Source organism: Arthrobacter sp. R4-81, from assembly GCF_054792365.1.
On sequence record NZ_CP096445.1, the window covers coordinates 4,070,867 to 4,082,748 of the forward strand.

At 61.3% G+C, this 11,882-nt stretch carries 11 protein-coding genes; 6 read left to right on the forward strand and 5 right to left on the reverse strand.

The window, feature by feature from the left end; translation table 11 throughout:
* Window position 1: 1 nt before the first annotated feature.
* Window positions 2-1,873: a hypothetical protein gene (locus M1E05_RS18760; RefSeq protein ID WP_461163862.1), complete on the reverse strand. Its 1,872-nt coding sequence runs from the start codon at window positions 1,871-1,873 to the stop codon at window positions 2-4.
* A gap of 316 nt (window positions 1,874-2,189) precedes the next feature.
* Here M1E05_RS18760 and M1E05_RS18765 point away from each other — a divergent pair, with 316 nt between their 5' ends.
* From M1E05_RS18765 to M1E05_RS18775, 3 genes are read left to right on the forward strand one after another with little or no spacing between them, the layout of a single operon-like run.
* The gene (locus M1E05_RS18765; RefSeq protein ID WP_461163863.1) at window positions 2,190-3,524 is read left to right on the forward strand and encodes an ABC transporter substrate-binding protein; all 1,335 of its coding nucleotides are present in this window, start codon (window positions 2,190-2,192) and stop codon (window positions 3,522-3,524) included.
* A gap of 45 nt (window positions 3,525-3,569) precedes the next feature.
* A complete protein-coding gene (locus tag M1E05_RS18770; protein ID WP_461163864.1) occupies window positions 3,570-4,556 on the forward strand; it encodes a carbohydrate ABC transporter permease in 987 nt (328 codons plus the stop codon).
* The gene (locus M1E05_RS18775; RefSeq protein WP_458113078.1) at window positions 4,553-5,521 is read left to right on the forward strand and encodes a carbohydrate ABC transporter permease; all 969 of its coding nucleotides are present in this window, start codon (window positions 4,553-4,555) and stop codon (window positions 5,519-5,521) included. The genes M1E05_RS18770 and M1E05_RS18775 overlap by 4 nt, the downstream gene beginning before the upstream one ends.
* Window positions 5,522-5,550: 29 nt before the next feature.
* On the opposite strand, the gene M1E05_RS18780 is transcribed toward M1E05_RS18775, so the two are convergent.
* Both M1E05_RS18780 and M1E05_RS18785 read right to left on the reverse strand, forming a co-directional pair.
* Window positions 5,551-6,855, reverse strand: coding sequence for a cation:proton antiporter (locus M1E05_RS18780; protein WP_461163865.1), 1,305 nt, complete (start codon window positions 6,853-6,855; stop codon window positions 5,551-5,553).
* Window positions 6,856-6,923: 68 nt separating this feature from the next.
* Window positions 6,924-7,724 carry a GDSL-type esterase/lipase family protein gene (locus M1E05_RS18785; RefSeq protein ID WP_458113076.1) on the reverse strand — a complete coding sequence of 267 codons (801 nt, stop codon included), beginning with the start codon at window positions 7,722-7,724 and terminating at the stop codon, window positions 6,924-6,926.
* 157 nt (window positions 7,725-7,881) lie between these two features.
* Between M1E05_RS18785 and M1E05_RS18790 the strand changes: the two genes are divergently transcribed.
* The 3 genes from M1E05_RS18790 (at window position 7,882) to M1E05_RS18800 (ending at window position 9,743) form a co-directional block, all read left to right on the forward strand.
* On the forward strand, window positions 7,882-8,367 hold the full coding sequence (locus M1E05_RS18790) for a transporter substrate-binding domain-containing protein (RefSeq protein ID WP_461163866.1): 486 nt from the start codon (window positions 7,882-7,884) through the stop codon (window positions 8,365-8,367).
* Window positions 8,364-9,389: a cation transporter gene (locus M1E05_RS18795; protein WP_458113074.1), complete on the forward strand. Its 1,026-nt coding sequence runs from the start codon at window positions 8,364-8,366 to the stop codon at window positions 9,387-9,389. The genes M1E05_RS18790 and M1E05_RS18795 overlap by 4 nt, the downstream gene beginning before the upstream one ends.
* 120 nt (window positions 9,390-9,509) lie before the next feature.
* Window positions 9,510-9,743, forward strand: coding sequence for a hypothetical protein (locus M1E05_RS18800; protein ID WP_309105682.1), 234 nt, complete (start codon window positions 9,510-9,512; stop codon window positions 9,741-9,743).
* Window positions 9,744-9,880: 137 nt separating this feature from the next.
* On the opposite strand, the gene M1E05_RS18805 is transcribed toward M1E05_RS18800, so the two are convergent.
* On the reverse strand, window positions 9,881-10,117 hold the full coding sequence (locus M1E05_RS18805) for a hypothetical protein (protein ID WP_309105683.1): 237 nt from the start codon (window positions 10,115-10,117) through the stop codon (window positions 9,881-9,883).
* 162 nt (window positions 10,118-10,279) lie between these two features.
* Complete coding sequence (gene hutH, locus M1E05_RS18810; RefSeq protein ID WP_461163867.1) at window positions 10,280-11,872, reverse strand: histidine ammonia-lyase; 1,593 nt, start codon at window positions 11,870-11,872, stop codon at window positions 10,280-10,282.
* Window positions 11,873-11,882: the final 10 nt, after the last annotated feature.

The following is an 11,882-nucleotide window of genomic DNA, read 5'->3' on the forward strand; positions in this document are numbered from 1 at the left end:
CTCAGGGGAATTCGACGACTGCAGTGGACCACGGCGCCAGCTCGAAGGTGAGTACGCCGTCGTGGTCCGGTTCGATTCGTTCGCCAGAGCCTGTTGCCTCGCCGATTACCGTGAGCCGGGCGGAAGCAGCAGTGCCGGAACGGCCAGGTGCCCCGTCCGCGAAGGATACCTGCACCGTCTCGATGCGCGGCCCCAGATTCCCTGCGAACAACCGTAAGCCGGCGGGGCCAGAGACGGGATAGAGAGTCACCGGGCTGTCCTCAGGAGAGTCCGTCCCGACCGAATGCAGGGCCTCGCCCTTCAACCCTGCCAGCTGCCTCAGAAGCTCGCCGGAGGGCGTCAGCCTGCCATCATCCGTACGGATTCCCCTTGGAGGCCCGGCTTCGAAATAGGTAATGGATGCCACTCCCTCCAGGGTCAAGCTGCTGATGCTGGCGAGGGTCCACGCCGCTGTGAAGACGTGGTCCTGCAGCTCATCGGAATCGGGCGTCTGGCCTGGTGCATGAAGCCGGGGCTTCAGGGTGATGGGTCCGACGTGAACGGGCTTCCCTCCCCCGATGCGCAGGGCGTTCAAGGCCGTGAGCCGCTGAATGGGGATAGTTTCAACGATGTGCGCAATCTCGGTGCTGTGCGCCTGCGGTGTGGGGCTGTACGTCAAGGCATCGGCATCGCGGAACGCCGCCGCGTCCTTGGCCCGCTTGTTCAGCTCGGTGAAATGGGAACGCGTTCCGGCGAGTATTTCGCCGCTGAAACCCGTGGCCTCAAGAGTCCTCTTGAAGTCGGGGAGCAAAGCAGGGTCGGTGCAGTGTGTGGCCGGGCTGAAGATCCCCAGCCGCCGGACGGGCCTCAGCTTTTCCGCTTCTGCAAACAGCTCGGGCAGCCCTTCCAGATCCTCAGCCACGATCCGCACATCCAGCGCGGCGCCGTGAACGGCAGCCTCGGTGGCGGCGGCCTGGAGGCGTGCCGCCCGGACCTCAGGAGGCCCGTAAAGTTCGACGACGACGGCGTCCAGGCCTTTGAGAGCCGGCACCGGTTCGGTGTGGGCCGCGGCCACCTCCCCCTGGGTGCCTGTCGGATCAACGGAAACGCCGAGGGGAGGGACGGTGCCAGCTGCTGGGCCCACCGAGAATACCGACAGGGCAGGCTCCAGAGACACAGCTGTCACGTCCGGAGATTCGATGCTGGCAGCTTCCAGGCTTACCGATTGACGGACAACATCGCCTTCTTCAACGTCAACGGGGATAGGGTCTGCCGACGGCGTGCTGTAGGTCTTGAAGGAGGCATCGGTCCAGTTCCGTTGATCCTCTGTTTCGAAAACGTCGCCGGCAAAGGAGAGGTCAAAGGCCGTTCCGGCGTCCGCCCACTCGAGGGAGGCGATGTCGGTGAAAATCAGCTCCGGGCTAATGTCCTCGGGAAAGCGCCTGGTGGTGACATTGCCTGCCGGAGTAACGGCAGTGACTTCCCGCCCCGATTCGCTTGCGGGGTGCAGCACAACAAGCCCGATCCTGTTTCGCCGGAAAGCCGTCTTGGCCCTGCCGTTGAACTCCACATCCACTGTGAGCGGGGTTAAGCGCACCTTGAGCATCGACTCATAGCGGGCCTCCCCGCCGGCATAGTCCACATGGAACCTGACGGTGACGCCGTCGTCGTCCTCCAAAAACGCCACGTCCCGGACTGCGGGCTGAAGTGTGCGCCATTGGTGGTCCCGGATCACTCCCTTGATGGCCCGAAGTACCGGACGGCCGGCATACGTGATGTTAGCCAGTTCGTCCCCCACGAGCTCAGCGGTCCAGTTGCCAACGGCGAACGTCCGGGCTTCCGGGGCCAAACGGTTCTGCAGGGACGTGGTGTGATTCAGGTCCGGGAGGCTCATGGTTTTGACCCTATCCGAAGGTGGCTGGGCCCTCAACGGAGCGTGGGAAGATTCCTTTGAGGAAAAATGCCAGTGCGGCGAACCGGGAGCCGCACGCAGAATCATGCGGGCAAAAAAGGAAACTTTTGGCCACGTCTTGAATGTGGGCCCCGACACATGACATCATCAGGCCACAGGATAACGATTTCCTCAAAGCTTTTGGGAGCGGTCCTCGAGGTTGAGGTTCCTGCTTGACAGGATCTGGGAAATTTCCTTGTCCTCAGCTTTTTCCATCCCTTTAGCGTAAGTAAGACCTGCATCCCAAGGAAGTGAACAGATGAGAACAGCACACAAGAAGGTGCTTTCAGTAGCTGCGGCAATCGCCGCAATCGGTCTTGTCAGCGGTTGCGGCAGCGCCACTGCCCCGACAGCCCCGGCAGCAGACGCGGGTCCGGTAACAATCGATGTCTGGGGGTGGGACGCCGAGTCCACGCCGAACGTGGTGGCCGCATATAACGCCAGCCAGGACAAGATCAAGGTCAACTACGTACTTCAGGCCAGCCTCAAGGCCACCCAGACGAACTTCAGGAACGTCATGGAGTCGAAGAAGGACATCCCCTGCTACTTGCCGGGCATCGGACCCATGGCCACCACGCTTGTCAACGGCTGGGCCCAGGACGTCACCGAGTACGTAGAGCCAATCAAGGACGTTTACAGCAAGGGCGCGCAGGCGGCCGCACAGGTCGAGGGTAAGTTCTTCGGCTTCCCGGCGGGACCCTCGGCAACGTTCATGATGGCCAACAAGGCTGTTTATGAGAAGTACGGGCTGGCCGTTCCGAAAACGTGGGAAGAGTTTGTCACCACGGGCAAGGAGCTGAAGAAGCACGGCGTCACGGTGATGAACCTCGCCGGAGAAGACCCCTCGACACTCCTGCAGATGTCCCAACAGGCCGGTGCCAGCTGGTTCGAAATCGATGGGGACAAGTGGAAAGTCAACCTCCAGGACGACGCCACCATGAAGGCCGTGGACATCATCCAGCAGATGGTGGACAACGACCTGGTAGCCCACCAAACCTACCAGGACAGGCCCGCGCTGTACTCCTATTTTGACAGTGGCCAGCTTGCCACGGTTCCTCTGGCATGGTGGTCCATGGCCGGATACCAGACGAACTTCAAAGCCTCGCTCGGCCAGTGGGAAGCAGTCGACGTTCCTCAGTTCAAGGACGCCAAGGAGTTTGTGAGCTCCGGCATGGCAGATCCCGGCTTCGTTCCGGTCGGCTGCGAAAACCCCGCCGCTGCCATCGAATACGTCCATTGGGTAGCCAGCTCCAAGGAAGCCATTGAAGCCGGCAGAAACAAGAAGACCGGGGCAATTGGAGTTCCCGCTCACCTGGCTGACGTTTCCACCTACACGGAGGACGTTGTTCCGGACAAGATCTTCGGTGCCCAGCCGGCCGCCGAGGTCGGCAAGGTAATCGCCAAGGCGCAAAATGCGGCCGTCGGCAAGTTCGAGCGCGGCCCGAACTACGACGCCTGGTTCCCCGAGATGCAGGACCAATGGGGCAAGGCCATGGCCAAGCAGATCACCCTGAAGGAGGCCATGGCCAACGTCCAGACCTTCATCACCAAGGACCTTGACAGCAAGGGCATCAAGTACGAGGTCAGCAAGTAACCACCCCGGTTCTCTTCGGGGATCCGCTACAGAGAGGAGACGCGGATGTCTTCCAGTTTAGAAGTCCGTAATACCCTAGACGGCAAAAAGCAGGAGCCCTCCAGGCCGGCACGGACACAAGGAAGCTCCGCGTCTCCCCGCTGGTCGTGGCGCAGCATCCAACGGATCAAAGGGGCATCGTTCACTTGGCCATTCGTTGTTGGTTTCGCAGTTTTCACCATCCTGCCGGTGGTGGTTGGTCTGGCGCAGAGCATGTACGCCTCCAAGACCAGCGGCTTGGGCTTCGGGGCGGCGACCGTCAGCTTTGTCGGGTTCGACAACTTTGCCCGCGGGCTCGTGGATGTGGTTTTTTGGGAGTCCATGCTGCGGGTGAGCATCTACGCCGTGGTGATCGTCCCGGTGATCCAAGTGGTCAGTTTGGTGCTGGCCCTTCTCATCGACGCCGTTCAACGCCGTGTTGCCAACAGGTTCCGGCTGATCCTGCTGGTCCCCTACATGATTCCGGGGATCGTGGCCACTATGATCTGGATCTATCTCTACAGCCCCGTCGTGGGGCCGTTGAAGCCCTTCCTCGGATTCTTCGGGCTTGACGTCGACTTCTTCAGCGGCAGCATGATCTGGGTGTCCATCGGAAACCTCGCGTTGTGGGGTGCCATAGGTTTCAACATGCTGATCCTCTACGGCGCACTGCAGGCTGTCCCCCGGGAAATCTTTGACGCCGCCAGAGTGGATGGTGCCTCGGAGTTCCGAATCGCGATGTCCATCAAGGTCCCCTATGTCCAGGCGTCCCTGGTGTTGACGGGGCTCCTGTCCATCATCGGAACCCTGCAGATCTTTGCTGAACCGACGCTGTTCCGGTCCATCTCGCCGGAGACCATCACCAAGGACTTCACGCCCAGCATGGTCATCTTCAACCAGGCATTCCAGGTGGGAAACCTTAACTATGCCGCAGCCCAGTCCATCATCCTCGCCGCCGTGGTGGGGGTAGCTTCGGTGATCATTTACCGACTGACAAAAAAGGTCGACTCATGACCCTCGCTTCCGTCACTGCCGACTCACCTCGAACCGAAGAAGAGGTGCAGAAGTCCGTCCTCAAGTCCCGCCGTCGCCCCCGTCCGAAGAAAATCCGGGAGGCTGATGACTCATCCGAACTGAGTGGTAAGCGTGGCGGTTCCAGGATGGTGGTCATCATCGGTCTGGTGTTGTTCGCCCTGTATTCCATAGGTCCCGCCTGGTGGTTGATAGTTTCATCAACCAAAACCAAGGAAGACCTCTACACCACGGACGCCCTGTGGTTCGCCAACTTCAGCCTGTTCGACAACCTGTCCTCCCTTTTCACTTACCAGGACGGCATCTTCGGAGTCTGGATGTGGAACTCCACCCTCTATGCCTTTGCGGGTTCCATCGGCCATACCCTGGTCTCCCTGGCGGCGGGGTATGGGCTGGCCATGTACTCCTTCCGGGGCAAGGGCACCACCATGGGCTTTATCATCGGCTCGTTTCTGATTCCAGGGGCCCTGCTGACCATTCCGTCCTACCTGCTCTTTGTGCAGTTGGGCATGTACGACACCATCTGGGCCATGATCATCCCGGCGTTCTTCAGCCCGTTTGCGGTATATCTTGCCAAGATTTATGCCGAGGGGGCGGTGCCCGGTGAGTTACTGGAGGCTGCAAGGATTGACGGCGCAGGTGAATACCGGATCTTCTTCCAGATCGCGTTCCGCCTCATGACCACCGCGGGCGCCACTATCTTCCTCCTGCACTTCGTAGGCTCCTGGAACGCCTTCTTCGGCCCGATGGTGTTCCTGCGCGGAGCGGACAAGTGGCCAGTCATGCTTGGTCTCTACTCATGGCTGCAGCGCGGAACCGACTCCACTGTGGACCTGACCGGCCTCGTGATCACCGGTTCCCTCGTGGCGACCATTCCCATGGTGATCCTCATGATTGCAATGCAGCGCTACTGGCGCTCCGGTGTGGCCATGGGCAGCCTCAAGTAAGTACTTTTCCCCCGTTCGACGGCAGCTGCTTAGACAGCAGTGCGGGGCGCTTCGCCCTCGTCGCCAAACTTCTCCACTGCCTTCTCCACGCGAAGGCGGTCAAGCCAGTTCATCACCGGTGCTGTGGTGGCTCCATGAAGGACCACCGACGCCGCCACCACCAGGCCAACAAGGGCCCAGAGCTGGCTGGCTTGACCGCCGAATTCGCCTTTACCAAGGGCGTAGGCGAGGTAGTAGAGGGAGCCGATACCACGGATCCCGAAGAAGGAAATGGCGATGCGTTCCCGGGGGCCGGTTGTTCCCCCCAAGAGGCCGATCCAGCCCGCGAGAGGGCGCACCAGCAACAGGAACATCGCGGCCATGGCAACCTCAGCCCACCCGATTCCCGCGAGGAGACCCCGGGCGATGGCGCCGCCCAACAGGACAAGGATGACCACCGTCAGCAACCGCTCCAGCTGTTCAACGTAAGTGTGCAAAATCCGGTGGTAGCCATGTGTGTGTTCAGCTGCCCTGATAGTCACAGCGCAAACAAACACAGCGATAAACCCGTAGCCTTCCACCATCTCGGTCACACCGTAGGCGAGGAACGTTGCCGCCAACGCAATGAATCCCTCTGAATGATTCGACAGCCGCACACTTTCATGGCGGGCGGAAAAGAAGATGCGGGCGAAGACTTTCCCTGCAGCAAATCCCAAGACCAGGCCGACGCCGATGCGCCACAGTACATCCACGCCAAACCACTGGGGCAACCAGGCGTCCGGTGACGTGCCCACGACGCTGAGGGCGATGGCCAAGTACACGAAGGGAAAGGCAAGGCCGTCGTTGAGCCCGGCTTCTGACGTCAGCCCAAACCGGACCTCATCCTCCTTATCGGCATCCTCCTCTTGGTCCGCAGGCTCCCCCACCTGAACTTCCGAAGCCAGCACAGGATCCGTAGGGGCCAGGGTTGCCGCAATCAAGACGGCGGCCGCCAGGCTGAGGCCCAGGAGCCAGAGACCTAACAGCGTCAACCCTAGGATGGACAGGGGCATGGCGATCCCCAGCATGCGCCAGGTGGTGGCCCATCTCAACCTGCCGAACGGCCTGTCCAGCGCAAGCCCGGCCCCCATGAGCGAGATGATGACGCAGACTTCAGTCAGGTGCGTCACCAATTCGCCGTGGGCCATAGGGTCAGGATCGGGCAACTCCGGGATGATGCTGAACGCCAGGAGTCCCGAACCAAGAAACACCATAGGCATGGAGAACGGGGCCTTATGCAGCAGCTTCGGAGCAATGGCAGCGACAAAAACGGCTATTCCCGCTGCTACAAAAATGATGCTTGGAACCTCAAACACCCTCCACTTCCCCTCCTGCCCAACGCCCGGCCCGCTCCAATCCGGGCATTCGCGAATCCCGCGGTTGCTCAGGAACCCCAGTATGAAGCCTTCCAGGTCAGCTCGGCCAGAGCCTCCTGGCCGCGAAGCCCCGGGTGGAAGTAGTCAAGGGTGCTCACATCCTCAGCCGCGAATCTGTAGCCGTAAACAGCTCCGCCGTCCCACCTGCAGTTCCGAAACCGGGAGCATGAAGTCGCGAGGACCAAGTTGAACGCCTGCTGACGTTGAACCACCATTTGCCGGTCTGCTTCAGTATTGGACGGGCTCAGCATTGACTGGCAAATGTTCGAGCCCGCCCACTTCCCGCTGGCCGAGGGGTTTCCGTGCAGCACCGCCCACAATTGATAGAGGTCCGGGACGCTGCTGAGGAATATGCGGGATCGCGGCAGCCTCTCGTCAAGCGTGGCGAGAGCGCTCATAACGTGCCCTTCGAACTCTTCGACCGACGTCATGCTGGAGGGGGACGAAGCACAAAGATCATTCGCTCCTATCAGTATGGTGACGTAGTCGGCGCCTTGGGATGCCGCAGCATTGGCTTGGGCCGGGAGGTCAGCTGCCGTGGATCCGCTGACAGCATTGTTGTTCCGGGAGAGCCCGGGTTGCAGCTCGAGCAGACGCCTGTAGTGGCTGTAAATGCCTTCCGCAGCACTCGAGCCGGTAGACCAGGACAGTTCCGGCTGGTCCCCGGGGTGGCAGCAGGCTGAGTGGGCACGCGTGATCGAATCCCCCAACGCGGCCATGCTGCGGGGAAAAGAAGCCTGGGGCGGCTGGATTCCGACGGCCAACAGCACCAATAGCAGAACCACCAGTATTTTCGTGAGGTTGCGCATGGAACCGCCTCGAAGCGTCGGCACTGCCCGCCCGTCTTCAATCTGAGCTACACCAGTGACGGTACGCGAACTGGCCCAACCGTGTCGATGGTTGAAGAAAAAAACAGTAAGTATGCTGTCTAGTAAGGGAACAGCCGAGTATTAGGGGATTCGCGGGATGACGTTATGGGCGGTCGCGAGGGTATTGGTGCTTCTGTGCACCCTGCTCCTCCTGCCGGCCTGCGTCCAGACCATGCCTGCAGACCCCGAGGGGACCCTGGAACGCGTCAGCGGCGGAACACTCAGGGTTGGCGTCACGGACAATGGCGACTGGGTATCCGTGCAACCAACAAGGGAACCTGAAGGAAGTGAACCCGAGCTCATCCGTCAATTCGCCGGGAGACTCGGCGCCTCAATCGAATGGTCGGCGGGAAGTGAGCAGGTACTCGCCAACGACCTGAAACACGGGGAGTTGGACGTCGTGATCGGCGGCTTGGATGCCCATACGCCCTGGGAGAAGCACGCCGGGCTCACCATGCCATACACGGAATCCAAGGACGAACGCGGGGAGACTCACAAGTACGTCATGCTTGTCCGTAAGGGCGAGAATGCCTTCCTGCTGGAGCTGGATAAGTTCCTGGCCGAAGCGGAGCAGTCCCCATGAAAAGGAGCCAACAGGAGCAGCCACGGGACGCTGTGAAATTCGGCAACACCGAACTTCCGGATGAACAGCAGGTGGCCCTCCGCAAGGCCATCCGGATCGAGTGGATCACCATTGCTTTCCTCACGGCCTCAACGCTCCTGGTTTACCTCGTTCTCGGAAATTCCCAGGCGATGAAGGCAGCGTGGGTGGAGGACATGCTGTCCATATTGCCCCCGGTCTCATTCCTGATCGCTGCACGGGCCATCCGGAAACGGCCCAGCGAGGAGCACCCGTATGGATTCCATCGTGCCATTGGGATCGCGCATGTAGTGGCAGCCGTGGCTCTTACTGTGATGGGCGCCTATCTGATGGTGGATTCCGCTGTTGGGCTCGTGACGGTAGAGCATCCCACCATTGGCGGTTTCGACTTCTTTGGACAAACCATCTGGCTGGGCTGGGTGATGATCGTGGCCATGGTCCTCACGGCCTTGCCTCCCGTCTACTTGGGCCGCATCAAGATGAAGCTCGCGGAGAAGCTGCACGACAAAGTCCTGTATGCAGATGCAGACATGAACAAGGCGGACTGGATGACCGCATTGGCTGCCGCAGTAGGCGTAGCCGGGATCGGAGTCGGCTGGTGGTGGGCTGATGCCGTTGCTGCCCTGGGCATTTCCGCCAGCATCCTGCACGACGGCGTCAGGAACACCAAGGCCGCAGTCTCCGCACTGATGGACAGGCGAGCCCGCACCTACGACGATACGGCACCGCACCCTGTTGCGAAACGGCTGGACGACTATCTCAAAAGCTTGGACTGGACCACGGATGCCAGATCCAGGATCCGCGATGAGGGTCATGTATTTCACGTGGAATCGTTCGTAGTCCCTGTGGGCGGCAGAATGCCATCCTTGAACCAGCTCGAAGGCGCCCGCCTTGCCTGTGTTGAACTGGATTGGAAAATCCAGGACATGGTGCTGGTTCCGGTGTCCGCCTTGCCTCCCGAGTTCCTTCCGGGTGTCCCAACACCTGGTGGGGAAAGGGCGTAGGGGAAGCTGGTGAGAGGGCCATAAGGGCAGCAGATATGCCAGACGTCTTACCTCCGATAGGCGCAGGGTCTAAAATTGCCTAGTCCCTTAAGGGCACGCCCCAACAAGAAAGCCGACACCATGAGCTCTGCAGCCATCGATCCCCTGGCCATCCCGCCACGGTCAATCAGCCTCAACTTCGCAGCCGCGGACGAAATCCACGTCGGAATCGAAAACGCCGTCAAGACCCTCATCATCGCAGCCAGCCAGGACGGCACCTGCGGCATCCGGGTAACCCGCCACGAGCCCGGCGCCTTCACCGTTGCCTTGGATGACACAGTGCCCTTCGGCGAAACGTACGAGGACCTCGCCTGATTCCGGGCCCGGCAGTTTCAACCAGGACTCTGACCTTAAACGGAAAATCCCCGCCCTCTCAGCACCCCCTCATGGGGGAACTGCTGAGAAGGCGGGGATTTTCTGAGCGCCTGCTTGAGCGCCTGGTTATTCGGTGTTTAGCTCCGGCGCACCCTGACGCCGTCGGACTTCATAAACAACTGAGTCTCCGAGGGCCCCGTTGGCACCAGCCACAAGACTTGGCCGCTGAGCGAGACTTCCTCCACTTCGCCTGAGGCGACGACATGTGCGTGCTTGAGAATTTCCACCCGCTCCCCCGGCTTCAGTGTTCCCCAGTCGGAAACCGTGCCGGCGTGCGCGATGCGCCTGGACAGAACTGTCCCGCGTGCTTTCATTGAACTTCTACCCCTTTGTGGATGTTCGCTGCCACAACATCTTTGGTGCGGCCTTTTGTTACACCTTCATTTTTACTACAGATTCCGGGCCCCCGTTGACCGTGTCGCCTCTTGTTTCGGTGGCGCCGGTGGTTCTGCAGCTTCTTTGAATCACCTTCGGCTTCAGGCAAGATTTCCGACGGCGGATTCGGCGGCCTCGCGAAGCGCTCCTGAGGCCACCAGCCGGTCAGCCGCTTCCAGTTCCGGCGAGAGGAACCTGTCGGTGCCGGGGCCATCGACCACGGCGCGCAACGCGGCGATAACCGCGGAGCCCGCGGGTCCCGGGGTAAGTTCCCCGCCGGAGTCCTGCGTGCGGATGTCGAGGGCGCGGGCTGAGGTAACCAGCTCGATTGCCAGCACGCGGCGCAGGTTCTCCACGGCCCGGCGAAGCTTTCGTGCCGCATGCCAACCCATGGACACGTGGTCCTCCTGCATGGCAGAGCTCGGGATGGAATCCACCGACGCCGGTACAGCCAGCCGCTTGTTGTCGGAGACGAGCCCCGCCTGAGTGTACTGGGCGATCATCATTCCGGAATCGACGCCGGGATCGCTCGCGAGGAAGGCGGGCAATCCATGGGAGCGTGCGGGGTCCAGCATCCGGTCCGTGCGGCGTTCGGCAATGGAACTGAGGTCCGCGACGGCGATGGCAAGGAAGTCCAGCACGTAGCCGACCGGTGCCCCATGGAAGTTCCCGTTGGAGCTGACGCGTCCGTCCGGTAGGACCACGGGGTTATCAATGGCAGCCGCCAGTTCACGCGAGGCCACCAGGGCCGCATGATCAACGGTGTCGCGGACGGCACCGGCCACCTGCGGGGCGCAGCGCAGTGAGTATGCGTCCTGGACCTTGGTGTCGTTGATGCGGTGAGAGGCCACAATCGGTGAGTTTGAGAGAACCCGAAGCATGTTCTCCGCACTGGCCGCCTGCCCCGGATGCGGCCGGAGTGCGGCGTGGAGCTCGGGCAGGAACACCTGGTCCGTTCCCAGTAGTGCCTCCACGCTGAGCGCCGCGGTGATATCCGCCGTCGTCAGCAGTTGCCGGATGTCCGCGATAGCCATCAGAAGCATTCCGAGCATTCCCTCGGTGCCATTGACTAACGCCAGTCCCTCTTTTTCGGCGAGGGTCACGGGGGCGATGCCGTGCGCGGCGAGCAGTTCGGCAACCGGGCTTTCGCCGCGCCCGCCGTACGTCACGCCGTCGGGTCCTGCCGCTTCCCCTTCGCCCATGAGCACCAGGGCACAGTGCGAAAGCGGAGCAAGGTCGCCGGAGCAGCCCAGCGAACCGAATTCACGGACCACCGGCGTGATGCCGGCGTTCAGTACGTCCACCATGGTCTGCAGGACCACGGGGCGGACGCCGGTACGGCCGGAAGCAAGCGTCTTCGCACGCAGGAACATGATGCCGCGCACCACTTCGCGCTCCACTGCCGGACCCATGCCGGCTGCGTGGCTGCGGATCAGCGACTTCTGCAGTTGCGTGCGCAGCTCATTGGGTATGTGCCGGTTGGCGAGTGCACCAAAGCCGGTGGAGATGCCGTAGGCCGGGACGTCACTGTGGGCCAGGCCATCAATATGGGCGCGGACTTTAGCCACTGCAGCCAGGGCTTCCTCTGAAATTGTCACCTTCGCGTTGTTGCGTGCGACGGCGAGGACATCTTCCGGAGTGACGCCGCTGGAGCCGAGGGTAACGGTCAGCGGTTCATGGGTAATCGTTGTCATGGTGGTGTTC

Coding starts and splice junctions, on each gene's coding strand:
- M1E05_RS18760 (WP_461163862.1), bottom strand. CDS start 1,873: ATGAGCCTCCCGGACCTGAATCACACCACGTCCCTGCAGAACCGTTTG.
- M1E05_RS18765 (WP_461163863.1), top strand. CDS start 2,190: ATGAGAACAGCACACAAGAAGGTGCTTTCAGTAGCTGCGGCAATCGCC.
- M1E05_RS18770 (WP_461163864.1), top strand. CDS start 3,570: ATGTCTTCCAGTTTAGAAGTCCGTAATACCCTAGACGGCAAAAAGCAG.
- M1E05_RS18775 (WP_458113078.1), top strand. CDS start 4,553: ATGACCCTCGCTTCCGTCACTGCCGACTCACCTCGAACCGAAGAAGAG.
- M1E05_RS18785 (WP_458113076.1), bottom strand. CDS start 7,724: ATGCGCAACCTCACGAAAATACTGGTGGTTCTGCTATTGGTGCTGTTG.
- M1E05_RS18790 (WP_461163866.1), top strand. CDS start 7,882: ATGACGTTATGGGCGGTCGCGAGGGTATTGGTGCTTCTGTGCACCCTG.
- M1E05_RS18795 (WP_458113074.1), top strand. CDS start 8,364: ATGAAAAGGAGCCAACAGGAGCAGCCACGGGACGCTGTGAAATTCGGC.
- M1E05_RS18800 (WP_309105682.1), top strand. CDS start 9,510: ATGAGCTCTGCAGCCATCGATCCCCTGGCCATCCCGCCACGGTCAATC.
- M1E05_RS18805 (WP_309105683.1), bottom strand. CDS start 10,117: ATGAAAGCACGCGGGACAGTTCTGTCCAGGCGCATCGCGCACGCCGGC.
- hutH (WP_461163867.1), bottom strand. CDS start 11,872: ATGACAACGATTACCCATGAACCGCTGACCGTTACCCTCGGCTCCAGC.